This is a genomic window from Actinoplanes sp. NPDC000266 (genome assembly GCF_042899005.1).
GTDB lineage: Bacteria > Actinomycetota > Actinomycetes > Mycobacteriales > Micromonosporaceae > Actinoplanes.
Genome location: NZ_JBIAZI010000005.1, coordinates 212018 through 236466, shown reverse-complemented (window position 1 = coordinate 236466; position 24449 = coordinate 212018). Strand labels below are relative to the sequence as shown.

The 24449-nt window shown below is 71.1% G+C and carries 19 protein-coding genes, 1 tRNA gene and 1 pseudogene; 8 read left to right on the top strand and 13 right to left on the bottom strand.

From position 1 onward, the window contains the following. The first annotated feature begins 143 nt into the window (after window positions 1-143). From ACFY36_RS21655 to ACFY36_RS21645, 3 genes are read left to right on the top strand one after another with little or no spacing between them, the layout of a single operon-like run. On the top strand, window positions 144-2402 hold the full coding sequence (locus ACFY36_RS21655) for a glycosyltransferase family 2 protein (RefSeq protein WP_499747767.1): 2259 nt from the start codon (window positions 144-146) through the stop codon (window positions 2400-2402). A 4-nt stretch (window positions 2403-2406) separates the two neighbouring features. Then, window positions 2407-3252, top strand: a complete 846-nt coding sequence (locus ACFY36_RS21650) for a hypothetical protein (RefSeq protein ID WP_499747766.1) — start codon at window positions 2407-2409, stop codon at window positions 3250-3252. Then, window positions 3245-4780, top strand: coding sequence for a Med9 domain-containing protein (locus ACFY36_RS21645; protein ID WP_499747765.1), 1536 nt, complete (start codon window positions 3245-3247; stop codon window positions 4778-4780). The genes ACFY36_RS21650 and ACFY36_RS21645 overlap by 8 nt, the downstream gene beginning before the upstream one ends. 37 nt (window positions 4781-4817) lie before the next feature. Here ACFY36_RS21645 and ACFY36_RS21640 read toward each other — a convergent pair whose 3' ends face one another. Further along, window positions 4818-6062 (bottom strand): GAF domain-containing sensor histidine kinase, encoded by a 1245-nt coding sequence (locus ACFY36_RS21640; protein WP_499747764.1) that lies wholly within the window; start codon window positions 6060-6062, stop codon window positions 4818-4820. A gap of 46 nt (window positions 6063-6108) precedes the next feature. After that, window positions 6109-6975 carry a hypothetical protein gene (locus tag ACFY36_RS21635; RefSeq protein WP_499747763.1) on the bottom strand — a complete coding sequence of 289 codons (867 nt, stop codon included), beginning with the start codon at window positions 6973-6975 and terminating at the stop codon, window positions 6109-6111. A gap of 89 nt (window positions 6976-7064) precedes the next feature. On the opposite strand from ACFY36_RS21635, the gene ACFY36_RS21630 reads away from it, so the two are divergent. The 4 genes from ACFY36_RS21630 to ACFY36_RS21615 are packed head-to-tail and all read left to right on the top strand — an operon-like array spanning window position 7065 to window position 10327. Continuing rightward, the gene (locus ACFY36_RS21630; RefSeq protein ID WP_499747762.1) at window positions 7065-7979 is read left to right on the top strand and encodes an aldo/keto reductase; all 915 of its coding nucleotides are present in this window, start codon (window positions 7065-7067) and stop codon (window positions 7977-7979) included. Further along, on the top strand, window positions 7976-8761 hold the full coding sequence (locus ACFY36_RS21625) for an SDR family NAD(P)-dependent oxidoreductase (RefSeq protein WP_499747761.1): 786 nt from the start codon (window positions 7976-7978) through the stop codon (window positions 8759-8761). Before ACFY36_RS21630 ends, ACFY36_RS21625 begins: the two co-directional genes overlap by 4 nt. Before the next feature lie 28 nt (window positions 8762-8789). Further along, window positions 8790-9341 carry a DUF642 domain-containing protein gene (locus ACFY36_RS21620; protein ID WP_499747760.1) on the top strand — a complete coding sequence of 184 codons (552 nt, stop codon included), beginning with the start codon at window positions 8790-8792 and terminating at the stop codon, window positions 9339-9341. Window positions 9342-9361: 20 nt separating this feature from the next. Continuing rightward, window positions 9362-10327, top strand: a complete 966-nt coding sequence (locus ACFY36_RS21615; protein WP_499747759.1) for a helix-turn-helix domain-containing protein — start codon at window positions 9362-9364, stop codon at window positions 10325-10327. 49 nt (window positions 10328-10376) lie between these two features. Here ACFY36_RS21615 and ACFY36_RS21610 read toward each other — a convergent pair whose 3' ends face one another. Then, complete coding sequence (locus tag ACFY36_RS21610) at window positions 10377-11420, bottom strand: helix-turn-helix domain-containing protein (RefSeq protein WP_499747758.1); 1044 nt, start codon at window positions 11418-11420, stop codon at window positions 10377-10379. An 82-nt stretch (window positions 11421-11502) separates the two neighbouring features. On the opposite strand from ACFY36_RS21610, the gene ACFY36_RS21605 reads away from it, so the two are divergent. Beyond that, window positions 11503-14022, top strand: coding sequence for an AAA family ATPase (locus ACFY36_RS21605; RefSeq protein WP_499747757.1), 2520 nt, complete (start codon window positions 11503-11505; stop codon window positions 14020-14022). On the opposite strand, the gene ACFY36_RS21600 is transcribed toward ACFY36_RS21605, so the two are convergent. The 10 genes and pseudogenes from ACFY36_RS21600 to ACFY36_RS21555 all read right to left on the bottom strand — a co-directional run bounded on the left by ACFY36_RS21600 (window position 14008) and on the right by ACFY36_RS21555 (window position 24422). After that, entirely contained in the window at window positions 14008-14799 is a 792-nt protein-coding gene (locus tag ACFY36_RS21600; RefSeq protein WP_499747756.1) for an alpha/beta hydrolase, read from the bottom strand. The genes ACFY36_RS21605 and ACFY36_RS21600 overlap by 15 nt on opposite strands. Further along, window positions 14796-15629: pseudogene (locus ACFY36_RS21595) on the bottom strand (alpha/beta fold hydrolase); the annotation flags it as partial. The gene ACFY36_RS21600 and the pseudogene ACFY36_RS21595, both read right to left, overlap by 4 nt. Further along, window positions 15611-16396 (bottom strand): alpha/beta fold hydrolase, encoded by a 786-nt coding sequence (locus tag ACFY36_RS21590; RefSeq protein ID WP_499747755.1) that lies wholly within the window; start codon window positions 16394-16396, stop codon window positions 15611-15613. The pseudogene ACFY36_RS21595 and the gene ACFY36_RS21590, both read right to left, overlap by 19 nt. A gap of 23 nt (window positions 16397-16419) precedes the next feature. Then, window positions 16420-18582 (bottom strand): helix-turn-helix domain-containing protein, encoded by a 2163-nt coding sequence (locus ACFY36_RS21585; protein ID WP_499747754.1) that lies wholly within the window; start codon window positions 18580-18582, stop codon window positions 16420-16422. Between the two features lie 90 nt (window positions 18583-18672). After that, a complete protein-coding gene (locus ACFY36_RS21580; protein WP_499747753.1) occupies window positions 18673-20391 on the bottom strand; it encodes a DNA glycosylase AlkZ-like family protein in 1719 nt (572 codons plus the stop codon). Window positions 20392-20543: 152 nt separating this feature from the next. Next, window positions 20544-20620 (bottom strand) — tRNA-Ala (locus ACFY36_RS21575). A gap of 87 nt (window positions 20621-20707) precedes the next feature. After that, window positions 20708-21436 (bottom strand): divisome protein SepX/GlpR, encoded by a 729-nt coding sequence (gene sepX / locus ACFY36_RS21570; protein WP_499747752.1) that lies wholly within the window; start codon window positions 21434-21436, stop codon window positions 20708-20710. A gap of 135 nt (window positions 21437-21571) precedes the next feature. Then, window positions 21572-22204: a GNAT family N-acetyltransferase gene (locus ACFY36_RS21565; protein WP_499747751.1), complete on the bottom strand. Its 633-nt coding sequence runs from the start codon at window positions 22202-22204 to the stop codon at window positions 21572-21574. Next, window positions 22201-23511, bottom strand: coding sequence for a molybdopterin molybdotransferase MoeA (locus ACFY36_RS21560; protein ID WP_499747750.1), 1311 nt, complete (start codon window positions 23509-23511; stop codon window positions 22201-22203). Before ACFY36_RS21560 ends, ACFY36_RS21565 begins: the two co-directional genes overlap by 4 nt. Next, window positions 23508-24422, bottom strand: a complete 915-nt coding sequence (locus ACFY36_RS21555; RefSeq protein WP_499747749.1) for a UTP--glucose-1-phosphate uridylyltransferase — start codon at window positions 24420-24422, stop codon at window positions 23508-23510. The genes ACFY36_RS21560 and ACFY36_RS21555 overlap by 4 nt, the downstream gene beginning before the upstream one ends. Window positions 24423-24449 lie beyond the last annotated feature (27 nt).

Sequence of the window (24449 nt, the reverse complement as noted above, 5' to 3'; positions counted from 1 at the left end):
CATCCAGAGTTCATCTTCAGGCTCTGGTTCTGTCTTCTTGGGCCAGGCAACATCGCCAAGTCCCCCGCGCTCCTCGCAGGAACTGGTGTCATGCTGCAGCTCCATCGCTCACCGTCTCTGTCACGTCCCGGTGAGGAAGCGAGGTGACTCCGCGGCTGAGCATCGTCGTCCCGTTTTACAACGTCGAACGGTACATAGGCGACTGCCTGGACTCGCTGTCCCGGCAGACCCTCACCGACTTCGAGGTCATCCTCGTCGACGACGGCTCACCGGACGGTAGCGCCGAGATCGCCCGCGCCCACTGCGAGGCCGATCCCCGCTTCCGGATCGTCACCCAGGAAAACCAGGGCCTCGGCCCGGCCCGCAACACGGGCGTCAAGCACGCGCAGGGCGAATATCTGACCTTCGTCGACAGCGACGACCTGATCCCGCGGTACGCCTACGAGATCATGGTCAACTCGCTCGACGAGACCGCCTCGTCGCTGGCCGGCGGCAACGCGCGCCGGTTCAACAACACCTACGGCGTCCGGCAGTCGTACGTGCACCGCGCCGGCTACGGCAAGCTGCGCAAGGCCACACACATCTTCGACCACCCCGGCCTGGCCATCGACCGCATGGTGTGGAACAAGGTCTACCGCCGCTCCTTCTGGGACCAGTTCAAATACCAGTTCCCGGCGATCCGCTACGAGGACTACCCGGTCACCCTGCGGGCGCACATCGACGCCGTGACCGTCGACTGCCTGGCCGTGCCGGTCTACTACTGGCGTGAGCGCGAGTCGGGCGAGTCGATCACCCAGCTCAAGTTCCAGTTCGCCAACATCGAGGACCGTGTCGTCTCGGCCGAGATGGTGCTCGACCTGGTCGACAAGCGCGCCCCCGAGCTGCGCGCCGAGGTGCACCGCCACCTGGCCACGGTCGACCTGACCACCATCGTCCAGTCGTTCGCGTCCGCGGCCGACCACGAGATGACCCCGCTGCTGGCCCTGGGCAAGCGGCTCAGCAGCCGGCTCGACCCGGCCGTGCTCGCCGAGTCGTCGACGTTCGCCCGCCTCGAATACGAAGCCCTCCAGTCCGGCGACTCCGAGCTGCTGCAGAACCTGGCCCGCTTCCGGGCCGACGGCGGCCTCCGTGGCGGCGTACGGGCCCGGCGGCACCCGATGCTCCCCTGGCGCTACGAGGGGCAATATCCGGGCCTGCGCGAAGGCTCCAAGGTCGCGGCCTCGCTCTACACGCTGCCCCGGGCCGAGCTCGACGTCCGCACCGCGGTGCGTGACCTCTCCTGGGCCGACGACGCGCTCGTGCTGCACGGCACGGCCGAGATCGCCCACCTGCCGACCACGGCCAAGTCGGAGATCCGGGTCGCGCTCACCTGGGGCAAGGAGTCCCAGGATCTGCCGGTGGAGCGGATCGTCGAGCACGACACGCACGGCGACAACCGGCCCGTCGGCTTCGTCACCCGCATCCCCCGTACGCTGCTGGCCTCGCTCTCCGACTCGGTGAAGAAGGCGCAGATCACGGTCGAGGTCCGGTCGCACGGCCTCAAGCGCCGCGGTGCGCTGGCCGCCGGCGGCCTGCAATATCCGGTCGGCGACTGGGTCGGCGACGTCTGGGTGCAGCCGCTCAACGGCGGCGACGGCCGGGTCTTCCTCGAGTTCCGGCGCAACACGGTCGAGCTGACCACGGCCGAGGTCGAGGGCGACGAGCTCGTGCTGACCGGCCGGCTCGCCTCCCGCCTGGAGGAGCCCGAGCTGCGGCTGAGCCACTCGGTCGGCGCCGTCCACGTGCCGGTGCAGCGCGTCCGGCAGGGCGCGATGGACGACTTCACGGCCCGGGTGCCGCTGGACGAACTGATCGGCGTGACCGAGCCCGACGACCCGTTCCTGCTGCGTACGGTCCTGGTGCCCCGCATGCACGACGGCAAGAACCAGTTCATGATGTCGATCACCGGCCTCGACAAGGGTGTGCTGGCCGAGCGCCGCGGCCGCGTGGTCGCGGTGAGCCGCAGCCCCGGCATGTACCTGAACCTGATCGAGGCGCCGGCCCAGGTCTTCGCCGACGACGTCGTGGCGGTTCCGGACGCCACCTATCTGAGCGTCTCCGGCCCCCGCTGGGCCGGCACCGACTACAGCCGGATCACCTGGCGCCGCTTCCTGCCGAACTCCGACGACGGCATCGACGCGCCGGTGCAGATCACCCTGGACGACGAGCGGTGGACGGCGTCGACGAGACTGGACGACCTGTCCGAGGGTGAGGATCTGAACTGGGCCCTGTTCGCCTCGCCCGAGGGCGGCACGCCGTACGCCGTACAGGCCGACAGCTTCCTGGTGAGCCGGCTCCCCCGCCGGCTGGGCAAGCTGGTCCTGCGGGCCCGCAGTGGCATCCTGCACCTGGAGATGGACTGATCCCATGCATCACCACAACCACTACTACGGGTTGACGCACATCCTGGCCCGTCACTGCGGCCTGGACGACGAGTTCCCGCCGCGCATCCCGGGCTATCTCCAGCACGGCTGGAACGTGGGCTGCGGCTGGAACCCGGTGCACGAGTTCTTCGACGGCGCCTGGCGGTTCGTCTGGAGCGACGCGCCCCGCCGGCGCGGCCACGCGCTGAGCCGCCGCAACTACGCGGTGACCGGCGCGCCGTTCCTCTACCTGATGGACCTCGAGTCCGAGCTGGGCAAGGTGAAGGAGGAGGACCGCGAGGGCACGCTGTGGTTCCTCTTCCACGGCTGGGACGCCCCGGGCGGCCTGGGCGCCAAGATCGAGGGCGACCACGCCCGCCTGATCAGCGAGATCAAGGAGACCGAGACCGAGCCGGTCACGATCAGCCTCTACTACACCGAGTACGAGCGGGCCGACGTGCGCCGGGCGTACGAGGAGGCCGGCTTCGAGGTCATCTGCTTCGGCAAGCGCGGATGGAACTACGAGGGCACCGACCGTAAGTTCCTCTACAAGCAGCTGGCCGCGTTCCGCCGGTTCAAGCGGGTCGCCTCCAACCGTCTGGCCACGGCGATCTTCTACGGTGTCGCGGCCGGGTGCGAGCCGGCCGTCTACGGTGACGCGATGGCCCTCGAGGGCGACAACCCGCTGTTCGGCGGCCAGTCCCGCATCGCCCGCCTCTGGCCCGACATGCTGGGCAAGGACATCGATCTCGCCACCGCCCGCGCGATCACCGACGACGAGCTCGGCAAGGACTGGATGATGTCGCCCGCCGAGATGCGGTCTCTCTTCGATTGGAACCACCATGACTGACATCGAGGTCGTCCGCGGCGAGATCCAGCCCTGGACCGACTACACCAGCTTCCGCAAGCCCGCGGGCGGCGACGCGCTGCTGGCCTTCCTCACCGACGCGCTGCCGGCCCGGGCGTCCCGCGCGCTGATCGCCGGCCCGCACAGCCACGAGCTGATCACGCTGGTGGCGGCCCGCAGCGAGCACGTCACCGTGCTGATCCGCTCGGTCAGCGACGCCACCGACCTGCGCGAGGCGTTCCCCTCGGCCGAGGTCAGCATCGTCGCGGGCGCGCTCGACGGCCTGGCCAACGGGCCCTACGACCTGATCGTCGCGGCCGACGGCCTCGACCGTGTCCTCGGCTACGACTCGCCGGCGCTCAACTGGCCGCAGCGGGCCGCCCTGGTCACCGGGCTGGCCGGCCCGGACGCGGTGGTGCTGATCGGCGTCGAGAACGAGTTCGGCCTGGCCGGTCTCTACGACCGGCGCCCGGTGGACGCCCGGCACGGCGACGACGAGTGGCGCCCGCTGCACGACGACCCCGAGCGGCCCACCTCGCCTGACCAGGTGCTCACCGCGCTTCCGGGCGCGCGCCTGTACGCCTCGTTCGACGCCGCCGGCGAGACCCACACGCTGCTCGACTCGGCCGCCGCCGCGGGCACCCGCCCCGGCCGGCCCGGCGCCCGCCTGGCCCTGGAGGGCCTGGCCGCCGCGGCCGCGCACACCCCGCTGGTCGCCCCGATCACCACCGGCGCCGACGCCGCGGCCCGGGCCGGCCTGCTCGGCGCGGTGGCGCCCGGCTGGCTGGCCGTGCTCGGACCGGCCGGCGCCACCCACACGGCGTACACGGCCACCCACAGCCTCGACCTCGGCGAGGCGGGCTGGACGGTCGGCGACCGCGTCGTGCCCGACTCGGTTTCGGCCGAGACCGAGCTGTTCCGGCTGGCCGCGGCCGAGGACGTGCCCGGCTTCCGGGCGTACGCGGCCCGCGTCGACAGCTTCCCGCTGGACGACCTCTACCCGGCGGCCGACGGCTTCGCCCGCGGCCTCACCGAGGCGCCCGAGGGCGCGAGCCGCGAGGAGCTGCTGGCCGCCTCCTGGTTCCGGTTCCGCGACCGCCTCATCGCCGCCCACCGCCGCCACCCGTGGCCGCCGTGGATGGTCGAGAGCGACGACCTGGTGACCACCTGGCTCGGCATGTCCGGCGTCGAGGCCACCCCCGAGCTGCTGGCGCGTGGCCGGGAGCTGGCCGGGGCGTTCGCGCCGGCCCCGGCCGAGGTGCCGGACGTGGCCACCGCGCTCGCCGACACCGACGAGGACAAGAAGCGGATCAAGGAGCTGGCCGGCAAGGTCTTCGGCCTCGAGCGGACGCTGCGGTTCCGCGACGCGAGCCTCAAGACCCGCGAGGCGCAGCTGCGCAAGCTCCGTGACGAGCTGCGGCAGTACCGCAACTCGCCGGTGCTCAAGCTGCACGACACGGCCCGCAAGGTCGCGAAGATCCGCCACCCGAAGCAGTTCGCCCGCGCGGTGAAGAAGAAGCTCAAGGGATGATCATGGGCCCGCCGGAAAGGCGGGCCCATTCCTTTGATCAGGCCGCGATCAGGTCCTCGACCATGTCGGTCGGCGTCAGGTCGGCGAACGGGAACACCACGTGCAGTGACGTCCCGTCGCCGGGCCGGTCCGACAGCGCCACCGTCGCGTGGTGCGCGTCCAGGATCTTCTTGGCCACGGCCAGCCCGCGGTCGGGGCCGGGCACGGTCGACGGGTTGGCGATCGCGCCGTAGTACAGGTGCGGGAACAGGTCGGGGCGCATGCCGTCCGGCATGTCCATGTCGTCGAGGCGCACCGTCGGGCCCGACTCGATCTCGGTGCCGACCCGGACCCGGCCGCCGGACGGCGTGTACTTCACCGCCGCGAACAGCAGGTGGGTGAGCACCTGCTCGAGCCGCACCGGGTCGGCGATGATCGGCATGGCCGGTCCGCCGGCCTGGTTGAGGATCCAGATCTGCTTGGTGGCGGCGATGGGGCGTACCGCCTCGACCGCCCGCTGCGTGATCCGGGTCAGGTCGATCTGCCGCATGTGCAGGCTCTCGCTGCCGAAGCCGGCGTCGGCCATCGACGTCAGGTGGTGCGCCAGGTCGAGGAAGCCGCGGATGTGCCCCGCGACCGCCCGGCTGACCAGGTCGCCCATCTCGGCGTCGTGCACACCGGTCTTGCCGAGCTTGCCGAGATATTGCGACATCAGCCGCAGCGGCGCCCGCAGGTCCCCGCCGACCAGGCCGGCCAGGTCGTCCTTGCGCCGCTCCAGCTCCTGGAGCCGGGCCGTGGTGTTGGCCAGCGCGATCGCGTGCCGGCGCAGCTCCATCTGTGAGGTGACCTGCCGGGCCAGCGCGCGCAGGGCCTGGAGCTGCTCGACATCCAGCTTGCGTGGCTCGTTGTCGACCACGCAGAGCGTGCCCAGCGCGAAGCCGTCGGTGGTGACCAGCGGCGCCCCGGCGTAGAACCGGACGCCGTCCTCGGCGGTCACCGTCGGGTTGTCGGCGAAACGCGGATCCTTCGTCGCGTCCGGCACCACGAGCAGGTCGCGGCCGAGGATCGCGTGCGAGCAGAACGAGATCTCCCGATCGGTCTCGGTCGCCTCGGTGCCGATCTTCGCCTTGAACCACTGCCGGTCGGTGTCGACCAGGGTCACGAGCGACATCGGCGTGCCGCACACGTTCGAGGCGAGCGCGACGATGTCGTCGAAATCCTGCTCGGGCGCGCTGTCGAGGATGTCGAGCGCGTAGAGCGCGGTGAGCCGGTCGATCTCATTGTCGGGCAGGGGAGCTTTCATGCCGTCACCTCCGAAGACTTGCTTCAGAGGTACCACCCGAAAGTAGCTATCCCACCGTTTCGGACTTTTTCCACGACCGCAGCGGGCGGGTCGCGGCCGGCCAGCCGAGGTGCGTGCGCAGCTCCTCGGGGGTGGCCAGGATGTCCGCACCGAGTTCGATCTTGGCGATCTCGCGGGCGACCACCGGGTCGGGGTCGTAGCCGTAGACCTCGGGCCACTGCCGCCGCAGCCGCGGCTCGCCGCCGAAGGTCGGGTCGGCGTCCTCGAGCACCATCGGGTCGCCGTAGACCGCGCCCTGCGCGCCGGCCAGCAGGCCGTACCAGATGGCGCTGCACAGGCGGTTGGAGATCACGCGCTTGTGGCGGCGCAGCTCGGCCAGCTGGCGCACCAGGAAGTCCCGGTCGTGGTCGCGCCACCAGAAACCGCGGTAGCCGTGGCAGATGACCCGGAAGCCGGCGTCCTCGTACAGCTTGCGGATCTTGCGGACCTTGTGCTCGTTGAAGTAGAGGCACGCGGTGATCGGGCCGGTCTCGTGCGCCTTGAGCTCGTCGATCAGGCGCTGGTGATCGCCCATCACCTGCTGCCCCTCCCAGCCGTGGAAGGGGTAGAAGATCGTGCCCTCGCGCTTCGACTCGTCGACCGGCGTCTCGTTCATCTCGAGGAGATAGGCGAACGGGGAACCGATGGCGACGACGTCACGGCGGCCCTGCGACCACGCCCGGCGGCGCACCTGCTCGGACCAGACCCACAGCCGGCTGCCCTCGACGAACGGCACACCCGGGGCCAGGCCGTCGCCGATGTTCCACCCGTGTTGCAGGTAGCCCTGCATGCGCGGGGGATGCATCCACTCGTCGAGCTGGGCGTAACGGGCAAGCACGTGGGCGTGGCCGTAGTAGTAATTGGCGTGGTGCATGTCCACCCTGTGGTTTCGCGCGACGACGGATCTAATACGGTCGGTCGGGGCGAAAGCCTAGCACCGCCACAAGCGACGAAGGACAACCGATGACAGACCACGGCGGGCCGGTCGTACCGGTCCGGGCACGCGGCGCGTACCGCCAATCAGCGCTGGTGCTGGGCACGGCTCAGCTCGGCGGGGCGTACGGCATCGCCAACCGCACTGGCGTGCCGGACGACGACGCCACGGCCCGCATGCTGGCCACGGCGCGTGACCTGGGTGTCACCCACCTCGACACCGCGCGCGCCTACGGCGACAGCGAGCGGCGGATCGGGGCGGCGCTGGGCGACCTCGATCTTTCCGTGGTCACCAAGATCGCGCCCGGAGGCGCGGTCCGGGAAAGCGTCGAGGCCAGCCGGGCCGCCCTGCGTGTCGCCGGTCCACTGACGATCCTGCTGCACCGCGCGGCCGACGCCCCCGACGGCTGGGACGACCTGCGCGGCTGCCTGGAGTCGGGCGAGGCCGGCCGGGTCGGCGTGTCGGTGCAGTCGCCCGACGAGCTGCGGCGGGTGCTCGACCTGCCCGATCTCGGCTACGTGCAGCTGCCCTGCAACCTGCTCGACCGGCGCTGGCTGGCCGGCGACCTCGACGCGGCCCTGGCCGAGCGGCCCGATCTCGTGGTGACCGTGCGCAGTGCGTACCTCCAGGGTCTGCTCGTCGCCGGAAGCAGCGTGCGCTGGCCGAACTACCCCGATGACCAGCGCGATCACGTCGTGTCCGCACTGGACGGTCTGGTGATCGAGCTCGGGCGTGAGGACCGCGCCGATCTCTGCCTGGCCTATCTGCTGTCGCTGCCGTGGGTGACCTCGCTCGTTGTCGGGGCCGAGACCGAGGAGCAGCTGCGGCGCAACGCCGCGCTGGTCAGCCGCAAGCCGCTGACCGAGGCCGAGCGCGAGCAGGTGCTGCGCGAGCTGCCCGAGATGCCGGTGGAGCTGCTCGACCCGAGCCGGTGGTCCGCGTGATCACGCCGGCCGACCTCTTCGGACTGAACGGCAAGGTGGCCGTGGTGACCGGCGCGACCGGGCGCCTCGGCCAGGTGATGGCGTCGGCGCTGGCCGGCGCCGGCGCGACGACCTGGCTGGTGGGCCGCGACCAGGGCCGCCTCGAGGCGCTCGCCGGGAGGATCGGCGGCGACTGCGTGGCCGCGCGGTGCGACGTCACCTCCGACGACGACGTGGCGGCGCTCGGCGACCGGCTGCGCGAGGCCGGCGGCCGGCTCGACGTGCTGGTGCACAACGCGCATGTGGGCCGCGGCGGCTCGCTGCGCTCGGCCCGCCCGTCCGACTACATCGAGGCGGCCGACCTGGCCCTCGGCGCGTTCCAGCGCCTGCTCGCCTCGACCCGTGACCTGCTGGAGACGGCGGCCGCCGACAGCTCGCCCTCGGTGATCACGGTTGCTTCGATGTACGGCGTGGTCAGCCCGAAGCCGCATCTCTACTCCAGTCCGGAGGCGGGCAACCCGCCCTACTACGGCGCCGTGAAGGCGGGGATCGTGCAGCTCACGCGCTACGCCGCGGTCGAGCTCGGCCCGGCCGGCGTCCGGGTCAACTGCGTGACGCCCGGCCCGTTCCCCGGCGAGGGCGGCGACCCGGTGCTGCTGAAGAAGCTGGCCGAGCAGACACCGCTGGGCCGCGTCGGCGATCCGGCCGAGATCGCGACCACGGTGCTCTACCTGGCCTCTCCGCGTTCCAGTTTCACCACGGGCGCCAACGTCGTGGTCGACGGCGGTTGGACCACCTGGTAACACACCTTTTGCCCGATATGCCCGTTGAATGAGCGTGCACACTCTCCTGGCTGTCCTCCTGGCGGCGACCTTCGGCGGCGGCTTCGAGCAGCCGTACGTCGAAGGCGCCTACTACCGGTACGCCACGGGCACGCGACTGGGCCCGTGGACGGTGACCAAAGGCGACGTCGACGTGGCGAGCAACTCGCTGTGGCAGGTCACCGAGGGCCGGCAGAACCTCGACCTCGACGGTGGACAGCAGGGCGCGGTCACCGCGACCTTCCCCACCGAGCCGCTGCTGACCTACCGCATCACGTACGACCTGGCCGGCAACTACGCCGGGCCGCCCGTGGTCAAGACCGGCGAACTGCGGGTCAACGGCAAGCTCATCCAGGCCCTGTCCTTCGACACGACGGGTAGAACAGCGACGAACATGGGCTTCACCCGGCGTACGGCGTACGTCCTGGCCAAGAGCGACTCCTTCCGCCTGGAGTTCGCCAGCACGACCACCCCGGCCGGCTACGGCCCGGTGATCGACGATGTCCGGGTGGACGCCTGCCTGCTGATCATCTGCCCGAAAGGCGTCTCCCCCGCGGCCTGACCAGCGGGCAAGCTGATCGCATGGGGTACGTGCTCGACACCGAACACCTTCCGGACACCGACCGGGTCGAGGCCGTGCACACCGCCATGATGTACGCGTCGGCGCCGTGCCACGTGCTGCACGAGGACCCGAGAGGTCCCGTGCACGCGAGGCTGGAGGTGTGGGACCTGGGCGGCGCCAACATCTTCACCCACCGCTCCACCGGCATCCGCCTGCTCCGCACGGCCAAACTGGCCCGGCAGGACGTGATGCCGGTGATCGCCCTGTCGGTCCAGCGCCGGGCCGACGGCCACATCGACCAGCACGGCCACCGGCGCGTCGTCCCACCCGGCGACCTGCTGGCCGTGGACCTGTCGGCCCCGTACGACTTCTCCTGGTCCGGCGAGGGCGCCGCCGGCTGCCTGCAGATCCCGTTCGACCAGCTGGGCCTGCCCCTGGACGTGGTGCGCCGGGCCACCCCCGGCATCACCGCCAGCCCGCTCTACCGCCTGGTCACCGAACACATCACCCAGCTGGCCCGCAACCCCGCCGCGATCACCGGCGACATCGCCGCCGCCGAGGTCGCCGCGGCCAGCGTCGACCTGGCCCGGGCCCTGCTGGTCTCGGCCGCCGGATCCACGGAGCACACCCGCCAGGTCTTCGCCGAGACGTTGCTGACCCGCATCCGCGCCTACACCCGCCGGAACCTGGACGACCCGTCACTGACCCCGGCGCGGATCGCCGCGGCCCACAACATCTCGGTACGCCACCTCTACAAGCTCTGCGCCGCCGCCGGCCTCAGCCTCGAACAGTGGATCATCGACCAGCGCCTGGACCGCATCCACCACGAGCTGGCCCTCCCCAGCCGGGCCCACCTGCCGATAGCCACCATCGCCCACCGCTGGGGCTTCCGGGATCCCACACATTTCGCCCGCCGCTTCAAGTCCCGATACGGCCAGACCCCCAGCCAGTGGCGCCGCTCCCACACCCCACCCAACCGAACCTGACCCGGCTGAGCCCCGCAGCCGTCGGACATGTACCGGCGCTGTTCGGTGATTACCGAACAGAGAACAGGGCGTGCATCCGCGTCGACGGGCGGTGGCGGTAGCCGGTGCCGCCGTCGTTGGGGTGGATCAGGTCATGGTCCAGCAGTTCCGACACCGCCCTGTGGGCCTCGGGCTCCGGCACCCCGGTCAGGGTGGCGGCAGTGCCGGCGGTGAAGTCGGTGAGCTGGGCGGTGGCCCGGCAGACGGCGCGAGCTGGGGCGGACAACGCGGCGAACGCCTGGGCCAGCGTGGCCTCCAAGGAGAGGTCGCCGGCGGTCAGGGTGGCCAGGCGGCGGGACTCGTCGGCGAGGCGGGTGGCCAAGTGGGTCATCGTCCAGCCGGGGCGGCCGGCCACCCGGTTGCCGGCTATGCGCAAGGCCAGCGGCAAGTGGCCGCAATAGTCGGCCACCTGCGCGACGGCCGGGTCGGTGGTGCCGATGATCTCCGTCAGCAGCGTCGCCGACTCCGGTGGGGTCAGGGGCTTCAGGTGGATGTGGGTGGCGTCGGTCAGCGCCGGCAGCCGCCGCCGGCTGGTGATCCAGACCCTGGCCGTGGTGGGTGGTAGCGGGACCGGCTCCGAGGTCGCGTTGTCGAGGATCAGCAGACCGTCGGCCGGGATCCTCTGGAGGCGGTTGTGCAGGTCTCCCGTCCGGCAGTCGAGGAAGTGGGTCTCGGCGCCGGTGGCGGCGTGCACGGCCAAGGCCGTCTTGCCCACCCCGGGCTGGCCGTGGATCACCGCCCGGCGGGCCTGGGACAGCACGGCCAGCTCGGCGGCCCGGCCAGTGAAGTCGGGGACGTCCCGGGGTGGGGCGTAGGACGGCCGGGAGCGGAACGTCCGGGCCTCGGACGCCGCTTCGATCAGGGTGTGGTGCTCGGCCGGATCCAGGGTGAGCGCCGACGCCAACGCGTCCAATGTGCGCTTCTGCGGGGCCGTGCTGTGGCCTCTCTCCATGTCGCTGATCGCTCGCGCGCTCACGCCGGACGCGTCGGCCAGGTCCCGCAGGGTCATGCGGGCGGCGCGCCGGTGGGAGCGGAGCAGCGAAGCGAACGTCACGGTCCGCAGTCTCGCACCGAGGGCCGGGCTCACCGCTCAGTCGAACGACTGCGATCGCTACTGCTGATGACAGAATGCGAACGTGCTGGTGGGGCGGGATGCCGAGGTGAGGTTGCTGCGTGACCTCCTCGGCCGGGCGAAGAAGGGGCGCGGTGGCGCGCTCGTCATCCGGGGTGAGGCGGGGATCGGCAAGACCGCCCTTCTTCAGGTGGTCGAGGCGGAAGCCGGCGGGATGCGCGTTCTGCGGGCCACCGGCGTCGAGAGTGAGTCCCGGTTGCCGTACGCGGCGCTCCATCAGCTCTTGTTTCCCCTGACGACACAAATGGGGTTTCAAGAGAGCGACCTGTACGCCGTCGCCCGGTCGGCGCTGGAGCTGATCGTCGACGCCGCGCCGGTGGTGCTCGTGCTCGACGATCTGCACTGGTTCGACAAGGAGAGCGGCGACGTGCTCGCCTTCGTCGCCCGGCGGATCGGCGCTGAGTCCGTGCTGGCCGTCGGGGCCACGCGGCTGCTGTCGCGGGAGTCGGGTCTGCCCGACCTGGAGATCGGGCGGCTGCCCGGTGAGGTCGCGGCCGCCCTGCTGGACGCGCACGCGCCGGACCTGTCGGCCGTGGCCCGGCAGCGGCTGCTGACCGAGGCCGCCGGCAATCCGCTGGCCCTGGTCGAGCTGCCCAAGACGGCGGCCGGCAGCCCGCTCGACGAGACCCTGCCGCTGAACAGCCGGCTCGAACGGGCCTTCGCGGCCCGCGCCGAGGGCACCGGCACGGCCGGCCTTCTGCTGGTGCTGGCGGCCGACACCAACTGCGACCTCAAACGGCTGCTGGCCGCGTCCGGCGCGAGCATCGACGACGTGCAGCGGGCGATCGACGCCGAGCTGATCGAGCTGGACGGGGCGAGCCTGCGGTTCCGGCATCCGCTGATGCGCTCGGCCGTCTATCAGCGGGCGCCGCTGGCCGGCCGGCTGGCCGCGCACCGGGCGCTGGCCGAGCAGCTCGCCGACTTCCCGGACCGCCGGTTGTGGCATCTCGCGGCGGCCGCCGTCGGCACCGACGAAGGGCTGGCCGCGGAGCTGGAGCTCTACGCCGAGCGGGCCCGCGCCCGCGGCGCCACGATGGCGGCTGTGGCCGCGTTGCGCCGGGCCGGTGAGCTGACCGACCGGCCGGGCCGGCTCACCCTGCGGGCGGCCGAGCTGGCCAGCGAGGTCGGCGCGCGGCACGAGGTCGAGCAGATGCTGGCCGGCAACGACCTCGGCCGCGAAGGCCCGGTCGAGCGCGCCCGGCTGGCCAATGTGCTCGAGGTGGTCCGCTATCCGCGCTACACCGATCCGCTGCGGCGGGTCGAGGAGCTGACCGACATCGCCGAGGCGGCCATCGAGGCGGGCCACCCGGAGGTGGGCCGGCAGGTGCTGTGGCGGGCCGCGTCGCGCTGCTTCTTCCAGGTGACCGGGCCGGAGACCGCGGCGGCGCGGTTCCGGATCAGGGCCCTGGTCCAAGATGATCCGTTGTCGCTGGCGATCCTCGCGTACACGGTCCCGGAGGAGAGCGGCCGTGAGGTGCTCCAGAAGATCAACAACTACAACGGCCCGGAGGCGGCCCGGTGGCTGGGCAGCGCGGCCCTGGTGCTCGGCGACTTCGAGCGCAGCTCCAGCACGATCGACGAGGCGGTGGCCGACGCCCGGGCCCAGGGGCGGCTCGGCGTGCTGGCCCGGCTGCTCGGCGGCAGCAACTGGGGACGGTTGTGGCTCGGACAGTGGGACCGGGCGCACGCCGAGCTGATCGAGGCGCGCGGGCTGGCCCAGGAGACGGGCGAGGCCTTCTACGCGATGGCCGCGCAGACCAGCATCGCCGCGATCACCGCCATGCGGGGCCACCTCGACGAGGCCACCCGGCTGATCGACGAGGTCGCGGCCAGCCCGCTCGCCGCCGGCATGCGATACATCCAGGTGGCGCTGGCCCAGACGCGCGGTCTGATCCTTCTTTTCCGGGGTGAGGCTTCCGAGGCGTACGGCGTCCTGGCCCGGACCTTCGATCCGGCCGAACCCACCTATCACCGTTACATGCGCTGGTGGCTGGTGCCCGATCTGCTCGACGCCGCCGTCGGCGCCGGCCGGCTGACCGAGGCGCGGGAGTTGATCGCCGAGCTGCCCGAGCTGGCCGAGCGGGTCGGCGCGCCGATCCTCGTGGTCGCGGCGGAGTACGCGGCCGTGGTGACGAATCCGGACACGACCGAGATCGTCACCCGGTGGCCGCTCTACCGTGCGCGACTCCAGCTCCATGTCGGCCGCCGGCACAAGAAGGACCTGCTGCGGACCGCCCGCGACACGTTCGACCTGCTCGGGGCCGCGCCCTGGGCGGACGCGGCCCGCGCCGAGCTCCGGGCCGCGGGCGAGCACAGTGGACAGCGGCGGGAAGCCGTACGGGAGAAGCTGTCCCCGCAGGAGCTGCAGATCGCCGCCATGGCGGCGGAGGGACTGACCAACCGCGAGATCGCCGGGCGGCTGTTCCTGTCCCACCGCACCATCGGCTCACACCTCTACCGGATCTACCCGAAGCTCGGCATCACCCGGCGCGCCCAGCTCGCGGGCGTTCTAGGCGTGCCGTAGGCCCCATTCGAGCGCCCGGTCGGCGATCTTCTCCCAGCCCGGCTCGCCGCAGGTCCAGTGTGAGCGGCCCGGCACCTCGACGTACTCGGTGATCGTGCCCTCGCCCTTGTAGTGGTGGGCGTTCGAGCGGTTCACCGACGGCGGCATGATGTGGTCCTCGCCGCCCGCGATGAACAGCAGCGGAGCACGGTCCGGGTTGTGATAGTCGACCCAGGTCTCCTGCTTGCCGGGCTTGAAGTTCGCGATCAGGCCGTACGCCCAGACCCAGCTCCCGGGCGCGGCGATGGCGTAGCGGTCGTACGCCGCCCGCGAGTCCTCGGCCGACAGCGTGTTGGCGAAGGCGTAATGCCACTGCTCGGGAGTGAAGCCGGCGGCCTGGTGCCGTTTCGCCGGGTTGTTCAGGATGGGGAACAGCGACTTGATCTGCGAGGGCGGCGTGACCCGGATGCCCTCCGGCGGCGCCGAGTCGATCACCACGCCGGCCGCGCCGTGCCCGCGGTCGAGCAGCAGCTGGGTCAGCGTGCCGCCGAAGGAGTGCCCGATCAGGATCGGCTTCTCCGGCAGGGCCGTGATGACCTTCTCGAGGTGGGCGATGGTCTCGGGCACGGTCACCGAGGCGATCGGCGACGGGTCGGCGCGCAGCGCCTCCACCTCGGCCTCGAAGCCGGGATAGGCGGGCGCGACGACGGTGTGGCCCTTGGCCTCGTAGTACGAGATCCAGTGCTCCCAGCTGCGCGGGGTCACCCACAGGCCGTGGATCAGGACGATGGTGCTCATGCGTCGTACTCCTTGATGAAGGCCAGCAGGTCGTCCCCGAGCTGCTCTTTGTGGGTGTCGGTGATGCCGTGCGGCGCGCCGGCGTACACCATCAGCTCGGAGTCTTTGATCAGCGCGGCCGAGGACTTGCCGCCGACGTCGAACGGCACCACCTGATCGGCGTCGCCGTGGATCACCAGCGTGGGCACGTCGAACTTGGCCAGGTCGGCGCGGAAGTCGGTCGCGGAGAAGGCGGCGATCGACTCGTACGCGTTGCGGTGCCCCGCCGCCATCGACTGCAGCCAGAAGGCGTCCCGGATGCCCTGCGAGGCGAGCCCGCCGAAGAACGGCCCGTCGGCCAGATCGCGGTAGAGCTGCGACCGGTCGGCCCGCGATCCGGCCCGCAGATCGTCGAAGACCTTGACCGGCACGCCGTCGGGGTTGTCCCGCGTGCGGAGCATGAACGGCGGCACGGCGGAGACGAGCACGGCCTGGGCCACCCGCGAGGTACCGTGCCGGCCGATGTACCGGGTGATCTCGCCGCCGCCGGTGGAGAAGCCGACCAGCGTCACGTTCCACAGGTCGAGGTGCTCGAGCAGGGCGGACAGATCATCGGCGTACGTGTCCATCTCGTTGCCGCCCCACGTCTGCGTGGAACGGCCGTGCCCGCGGCGGTCGTGCGCGATGGCCCGATATCCGTTGGAGGCCAGGAAGAGTTGCTGCGCCTCCCAGCTGTCGGAGTTGAGCGGCCAGCCGTGCGCCAGCACGACCGGACGGCCCGTGCCCCAGTCCTTGTAGAAGATCTCCGTGCCGTCGACGGTGGTCACGTAGCTCATCGGGCGGCCCTCTCGATCAGGTCGGCGGTGGCGCCGGGCTGGGAGATCATCGCGGCGTGGGAGGCGTTCACCTCGGCCGTGCGGGCGCCGGCCCGCTTGGCCATGAACCGCTGCGCCGCGGCCGGGATGAGGTTGTCGTGGCGGGCGACCAGGTAGTACGACGGGACGTCCGGCCAGGCCGGCGCCCCGGACGCCTCGTCCAGCGTGTGCACGTCGCCCGGCCGCTGACCGGCCCACATGAGGTCGGCGGTGGCGCGGGGCAGGTCGCCCGCGAAGATCTCGTGGAAGTACTCGCGGCGCACGTAGCCGTCGGCGCTCTGCCTGTAGGGGCGGATCTCGAGCTGCGGCTGACCGAGCTTGGTGCCGGGGAACTTGTTCTGCAGTCCGTAGACCGTCTCGCCGGCCGCAGGCGCGAAGGCGGCCACGTAGACCAGCGCCTTGACGTTCGGGTTGCCGGTGGCCGCGTTCGTGATCACCATCCCGCCGTACGAGTGTCCGACCAGGACGATTGGGCCGTCGATGGTGGCGAGGATGCTGGTGAGATAGGCGGCGTCGGACGCGACGCCGCGCAGCGGGGTGGCCGGCGCGAGCACCGGGTAGCCGGACCGGATGAGCCGGCTCAGCACCCCGTTCCAGCCGGAGGCGTCGGCGAAGGCGCCGTGCACCAGGACGATAGTGGGCTTTTTCTTCTTTCCGGTGGCGGCGGCCGGCGTTGCCAGCACCCCGGTGGCGGCTATCGCCGCGGAGCCGGCCAGGACAGCGCGGCGGCTGAGCGTTGGCATGAGGTTCCTCTCGATCGGTGATCTCATGCAAACAGCGGGCCGCGGGGCGGACCATGCGGAACGTTATGCAGAACTTCCGCCTGCGCCGACCACTGCGTCTTGACCTGGCTGCGCCGGAAATGCGCGACCGCCGCGGCGAACTTCGAACCCGCTTCTTCGCCGCGGGCCCGGCACGCCAGGCCCAGCGCCAGGTGCACCCGGCCCAGCAGGTGCGGCTCGCCGAACTCCTCGGCCAGCGGCAGCGCGACCTCGGCGGCCGCCACGGTTTCGTCCCAGCGCTCCATTTGCGCGTATTCATGCGCAAGGAACACCGAGGCGGTCACCCGGGCCGCCAACTCGGGCGCGGGCGCGAGCGGCCGCCGCTCGACCTCTTTCAACGCGTGCCGATACTGCTCGGCGGCCTCCTCGGGGCGGCCCATCCCGTGCAGGTTGGCGCCGATGCCGATCAGCGTCTGGACGTACCCGTCGTGATCACCGGCGGTCTCGGCCAGCTCCAGCGAGCGCCGCATCAGCTCCAGCGCCCTGTCCCGCTCCTCCATCTGCGCGTACGCGTCGGCGGCGTAGATGAGCGAGGCCGCCTGCTCCTTGAGATCGCCCAGTTCGACTGCCATCGCGTACGCCGCCAAGGCCTGCTCCACGGTCTCCGGGAACCGCCCGTCACAGAACGACAGCGCCCACGCCTGGTAGTTGCGGTGCACGACCTCCTGCCGCCGGTCCGGCAGCCGCTCGGCCGACTCCCGCGAGAGCGTGAAGATCGAAGACCAGGGATCGATGCTGTACGTCCGGTCCGAGTACCAATGAAGCGATTCCGCCACATCGACGACACGCTGGTGCCGGCCCCCGGCTGACGCCCGGCGCATGGCCTCGAACCAGCCGTCCACTTCGGCCTGGAGCCAGGCCTGGGCCGGACCCCACTGCTCGGGGCCGCCGTCGTAGTCCGGCTCGAACAACCGCCCCGAGGCGATGGCGGTGTCCAGATACCAGTCGATCAGCCGCTGCTCGCCACGACGCCGCACCACGGCGGGCTCCTCGTCCCGCAGCCGCGCCTGAGCGAACAGCCTGATCAGATCGTGGAAGCGATAACGGTCATGGCCTTCGGGCTGCAACAGCCCCCGGTCGAGCAGCTTCTCCAGCACATCTTCGGCGTCGTACCGGTCGAGCTCGGCCACGGCCGCCGCCGCGGCAGCCGAGAAGGACAAGGTGGGCACATGGGCCAGCCTGCGGAAGACGGTCCGGGCCGTCTCGGGCAATTGGGTGTACGAGGCGGCGATCGCGTTCTCGACCGGCGTCAGCATGGCCAGCCGCCGATCGGCGTCGGCCAGCACATCGTGGTCGCCGAGCGTGGCCGCGATCCGCAGAGCCAACGGCAGATAACCGCAGAGCCGCGCAATCTCGCCGTTGTTCGTTCCCGCGCCGCCGAGCAGCTCGACGGCTTCATCCGCCGGCAGAGGCGCCAAAGCGATCCGCCGTACGGCCTCGAGACCACCGAGCACCCGCCGGCTGGTGACGACGACCGCGCCGCCGTCCCCCGGAAGCAGCTCCCGCACCTGCCCCTCACCAGCGGCGTTGTCCAGGATCAGCAGGCAGCGCCGCTGACCCAGAAGCGCCCGCAACTGCCCGCCGCGCTCCTCGTCCCCGCGGGCGATCTGCCGCGAGCTGACCCCGAGCGCCCGCAGGAGGACGGTCTGCGCCTCACCGACGGTCGCACCGCCCCCAGGCTCGGTGCCGCGAAGGTCCAGATAGAAGCACCCGTCCGGGAAAAGCTCCCGCCCCAGCTCGGCGGCCCGAATGGCCAGCCCCGTCTTGCCCACACCGGGCTGCCCGTGCACAACCGTGACCGAGCCCGCCACCCGGAACGCGGCGCCGATCGAGGCGAGCTCGTCCGCACGCCCCACGAAGTGCCCGCTACGCCGAGGCAGATCACACATACGGGGCCGCCCGGTGGCGGCGGTCTCCCGCCCCGCCTTCGCCAGCCGGCCCAGCTCCTGACCGTCGCCGAGCACTTTCGCGAGCGCGCTCACCGTCCGGGGTTGCGGCGTCCGGCTGCGCCCGCGCTCCATGTCGCTGATGGCCCGGGCGCTGACCCCGGACGCCTCGGCCAGCCCTTCGAGGGTCATGCCACCGCGAACACGCAGCTCCCGGAGCCGCCGCCCGAAATCCAGCCCAGTCTGTTCCGTGAGTGTCATAGCCAGCCCGACGCTATCGACACTCTGACCAGCAAAATCGGCCCTCAGCGCACCGTTGTCGGCCCACCGTGCACGGCTCGCCTGGTACCACTAAGCTCCGGTGTCGCCCGGCCTCACGTACCTGGTTCCTTTTCGTTCACCAACGGAATCAAGCTTGCCGTCCCGGGCCAGTCGTCTGAGCAGGAGACTGGCTTGGGCAGAGGTGAGCGCGCAAAGGTCAGCCGCTTCCGCGCGGGTGATCTGACCGTGTGAGTCGACGTACTGCAGCACCATCTGTTCCTGCTGCAGTGGGTCGAATCCCCGCACGCGTACGTAGCCGGCGGGCGTCTCCAGAGCTCGATAGACCGACGCCGAGAGATGCCAGCTTCGGCCCTTTCCGTCTCCGCGGGGTTCCACCCAGCCTCGCTCGACCATGCGGTTGAGAAGATTGCGGGTCTCCGCATCCGTTCGCTGCATGACCTTGGCCAGGTCGCTCGTACTCGCCCGGCGCTCACGAAACAACTCGGACAACACCTGGAGCTCGGGGAGACCGAGGGGCATGCCGATCCCCCTCTCCTGCTCGGAGATCCAGCGAGTGATGGGCAGGTTGGCCGGACCACCGGGCAGGATGGCCACCACATGACTCGCCGAGCTGCGACCGTAGTCCGGTGCCGATCGGCCGACTCTCAGCTGTTCCACGAACATGCGGTTGATGCCACGGCCGGTCCGTTCGACGAGTCCCGTGCGCTTGAAGGCGTCGGCCAGTATCGGACTGCGCGGATGGGGCGGCACTACAAGCAGGTTGTCCAGCGTGACACCTCTAGGGAATCCTCCGGGACTGGACACCTCCAACTGCTCGTCGGTCCATTGCACGTGCACAGCCCCGCGACGCGTGTAGTCACGGTGGACGAGCGCATTGGCCACGGCCTCGCGAAAGGCGGTCTCCGAGTAGGTGGATACAGGCACACGCAGCAGGCCGAACTCCACCTCCTCCTCCTGATTCCGTGCCTCGAACCGGCTGAAGAGCTCCTCGGCGAGCCGGAACAACGGATAGGGAAGGAAGTCGTTGACCTGAACGTCCAGCCCTCGCAGCACCTGAAACGCGGCTTCGTGGGTCGGAAGATACCGGCGGATGGCGTCAACCTTGCCGAAGAGCAGAAGTGCTCCGGCCGTCACGCCGTCATCGAGGCGAGCGAGCCCGAGGGCGCTCGCGATCTCCCGATCAGACAAGGTCCCCAGCAGTCGGTCGGCCGAAGCACCGGAATTCGAAACCAGCCGCCGTACACGTTCGAACTCAAGTGGATCGAGATCCGCCCATGCCGCGCCTCCCACATTGAGGGTGGCCCAATCCACCGCACCTCGGTCCACCTCATGGGCGAGCATCTCGTGGGCGTGGTACGGCATGCAGGTAGGACGGCCATCGCCGCCTGTCGCTCGGCGCACATATGTGCCCCTCGTCGTCCCGATCACACGAGGGCTGTCAGGCACGTCGATGACCATGACTTCCTTGCCCTCGACCTCCACCAGATCAACGTTGGTGGACAGCGGCGGCTGCGTCGAATTGGCAACCAGGGCTTGGACACGCAGAACATCGGTTCTTCCGGACTCATGCCGCGGTCGCGCACCGGTGATGACGCCATCGTCCTCAACACCAACGAGGAGGACCCCTCCGCGGCCGTTCGCGAGGCACACGATCGCTTCGACAAGGTCCTGGTCGTTGAGCCGCTCTCGCCGCTCGCCCTTGAACTCGACGTCATATTGCTCACCGGCCGCCACCCATCGGGCAACTCGGCCGGGCATATCGCTCATTTGGGCTTCGGCACCCGTCATCCGGAGGCCCCCTTTTGCAAATATATGCATATCCGAGAACGGCCGGACTGATGTTTGCATATTTTATGCGCGCCGTCATCACTCCTGCGGGCGACGGCACTGGACAAGCAGAAGGCGAGCCTCGATAAACGAGTGCTCGCCTGATGATTGGTTGGTGGAGCTGTGGGGATTTGAACCCCAGACCCCCTCGATGCGAACGAGGTGCGCTACCAGACTGCGCCACAGCCCCTAACCGATCCCCCGGACCTGTCCGTGGAACCGCAGCAAGGCTAACAGGTTGCGCAGGCTCCCCGCGAACCGACCCCCACAACGGTGCTCATGCCGTGTGGTGGCGGCCGCCCGCCTCGTACGCCCGGCCCCGCAGGCCACCCGTTCGGCGGTACGAGACCGAGGCCGTCACCGCCGGCGGGAGGTCCTGATCCAAGCCCATCGCGGCCCGGCGCACCGCCTCCTTCTGGGCGGCCAAGCGGCGCTGCGCCTCCCGGCGGGCCGCCTGGCGGCGGGCCTGCTCGCGGCGGACCTCGGCCTGGCGGGCCGCCAGCCAGGCTGCCTCCCGGGCCTCCTCGCGGCGGCGCCTTCGGTCCGCTATGGCCCGGTTGCGCAGGTGGATCAGGTCGATCACCAGCAGCGTGAACGTCACGGCGAAGCCGATCCAGAAACCGGGGCCGACCGCCAGCACGCCGATCAGCTCGATCAGGTTGAGCAGGATCAGCGCCGCGAAGACCCGCCTACGGCGTACGACCGCCGGGGTGTGCCGGCGGGTGGGTACCCGCCGGGCCGGGCGGCGGCCGGGCTTCACCAGCCGCAGCCGGGGTCGTTGCGGCGACAAAGCGGGTGAAACCGTAACCGAAACCAGCCGGCCCGGGTTGATCGGTCGGCGTCCGGGCACGGTTCGGCGACGGCGGTGGCGCTGGAGCACCCTCGCCGTCGACGACGCCCGCTCCGCGGCCAGCCGCTCGGTGGCGTCGTACCGGCGCACGAGCGCGGGCGCGAGAGCGAGCAGACCGGCCGCGGTGAGGACGGCGAGGAGCACCGAGGTCGGCACCCTCACCCCTCCCGTCAGCTACGGGCGGTCCGCTTTTACAACTCCCGGCCGCGGACCGCAAGACCCAATCTCCCCGAGGCTACGGGCGCGAGCTGCGGAAATGGTCACGGCGCGCCGGGCGTGTCAAGCGCCTCCTCAGGCGCGCACGCGGCGCCAGCGGGCCAGCAGACCGCCCTCGGCGGCCACTTCCTCGCTGGTCAGGGCATATCCGAGATGGTCTCGCCAGCTGCCGTCGATGTGCATGTAGCGCTGGTGGTACGCCTCCTCGCGGAAGCCGAGCTTCTCGACCACGCGCCGGGACGGCTTGTTCTCGGGGCGGATGTTGACCTCGATGCGGTGCAGCCCGCCGGCGCCGAAGGCGTGGTCGACGGCCAGGGCCAGCGCCGTCGGGATGACGCCGCGGCCGGCCACCCGCGCGTCGACCCAGTAGCCCGCGTAGGCCGAGCTGAACGCCCGCCGGACGATGTTGCCGAGATTCAGGTGGCCGACCAGGCGTTCCCGGCCGTTCTCCTGGAGGCAGACCGCGAACGGCATGCTCTCGCCGCGCCGGGCCGAGCGTTTCATGTCCTGGTAGACGTAGCCGAACGCGCGCGCCGAGTTCATCTCGGACCACGGGCCGGGTGGGGCCGACTCCCAGGGTGCCAGCCATTTCTGGTTGGCGATCCGCACGTCGGACCAGGCTCGGGCGTCGCTGCGCTTGTAGGGGCGCAGCACGACGGGTCCGTCCGCCAGGACGGCAGGCCATCCGGGCGTGGACCCCAGCATCATCGCCTCCGGTCGAGGAGCAACACGTCCACGGTCGAGCCGGCGGCCGCCGTGGTGACGCGCTCACCGAGGACCAGCAGGCCGTTGGCCTCGGCAAGGCCGGAGAGAGTGTACGGCCCACCGGCCAGCGGCTGCACCGTATGTCCCCCGCCGCGCCGTTCGGTGACGAACGCGGGGCGGAACTCGCGCAGGCCACCGGGTGAGGAGACGGTCTCCAGCAGATGCGCCTTCACGCTCGGGCGGAACACCGGCTCGGCCCCGGCCAGCAGCTGGATGACCGGGTGGGCCAGCACCTCGAAGCCGATCAGGGCGGAGCCGGGCTCGCCGGGCAGGCAGATCACCGGCACCTCTTCGCCGCCGACCGTGCCGAAGCCGAGGGTGCTGCCGGGGCAGAGGGCCACGTCGGTGAACTCGACGACGCCGCGGCCGGGATCGCGGCGGGAGAGGACCCGGCGCAGCATGTCGCCCGGCCCGGTGCCGGTGCCGCCGGTCGTGATGATCAGGTCGGCCCGAAGGGTCTGGTCCTCCAGCAGGCCGCGGAGGCCTTCCGGGTCGTCGTCACAGATGCCTATCCGGTACGCCAGCGCGCCCGCCTCGACCGCGGCCGCGGTCAGCGCGTGCGAGTTCGCGTCGACCACCTGCCCGGGCTGGCTGGGCCGGCCCACGTCCACCAGCTCGTCGCCGGTGGCCACGACCACCACCCGCGGGCTGGGCCGGACGACCACGTGCCCGATGCCGGAGGCGGCGAAGGTCGCCACCATGGCCGGGGTGACGTACGCGCCCTTGGGCGCCAGCACCTGGCCGACCGCGATCTCGTCGCCGGCCCGGCGCACACCCGAGCCCCTTTTCGGCGCGTGCAGGATCTCCACGGCCGCCATGCCCTGGTCGGTCCAGTGCACGGGCACGACCACGTCGGCGCCGATCGGGAGCGGGGCGCCGGCCGCCACCGAGAAGCACGTGCCCGGTGAGAGCCGGACCGGGCGCCAGCTGGACGCGCCGAGGTCGCCGACGACGTTGAGCCGGACCGGGCGCGGTCCGCCCTCGACCCGCCCGAAGGAGGGGTGTGAGCCGACCCGGCCCGCACCGCCCAGGTCCTCCCAGCGCGCCGCGTACCCGTCGATCGCCGCCTGGTCGAACGCCGGGTAGGGATGCGGGGCCAGCACGTCGGTGGCGAGGGTGTTGCCGTGCGCCTGGGTGAGGTCGAGGTCGAGCGGAGGCAGCGGCCGGAGCCTGCGCAGCACGCTGCCCAGGTATTCGGCGAGAGGCTTCAGCTCGTTGGCGGCCGCCTCGGCATCGGCCGTGGCCGTCATCCCCTCGCACCGCCGGCGACGAACTCGGCCAGCCAGCTCCGGAACTCCTCGCCCAGGTCGTCGCGCTTGGCCGCCAGCATGACGACCGTCTGCAGGTAGCCGAGCGGCATGCCGGTGTCGTACCGGTGGCCGCGGTAGACGATGCCGTGCACCGGCGTTCCGTCGGCCAGCAGCTGGGCCATGGCGTCGGTCAGCTGGATCTCGCCGCCGCTGCCGGGCTTGGTGTCGGCGATCGCCTCGAAGATCGAGGCGGGCAGGACGTAGCGGCCCAGGACGGCCAGGTTGCTCGGCGCCTCGTCGGGCGCGGGCTTCTCGACCAGGCCGGTGATCCGTACGACGTCGTCGCCGTCCCCGGAAGGCGCGACCGAGGCGATGCCGTAGCGCGAGGTCTCCTCCGGCTTGACCTCGCCCAGGGCGAGCACGATGCCGCCGGTGCGGGCCTGGAGGTCGAGCATGTCGGGCAGGAGCGGCTTGTCCAGTTCGACGAACTCGTCGCCGAGGAGCACGGCGAAGGCGTTGTCGCCGACGTGCGACGCGGCGGTGCCGACCGCGTGGCCGAGGCCGAGCGGCTCGCCCTGGCGGACGGTGTAGATATCCGCGAGGTCACTCGTACGGCGTACGGCCGCAAGCCTTTGACTGTCGCCTTTCTCGGCGAGCCGGGCCTCGATGTCGGGCCGGCGGTCGAAGTGGTCGACCATCGAGGTCTTGCCGCGGCCGGTGACCAGCAGGACGTCGGTGATACCGGCGGCGGCCGCCTCCTCCACGATGTACTGCAGCACGGGACGGTCGACGACGGGCAGCAGCTCCTTGGGCACGGCCTTGGTGGCCGGCAGGAAACGCGTAGCCAGCCCGGCCGCGGGGATGACGGCCTTCACCGCCCGGCGGCCCGACGCTTGCGCGTTCGAGGTCATCGAGGTCACCGCACCTTCACTTCAAGT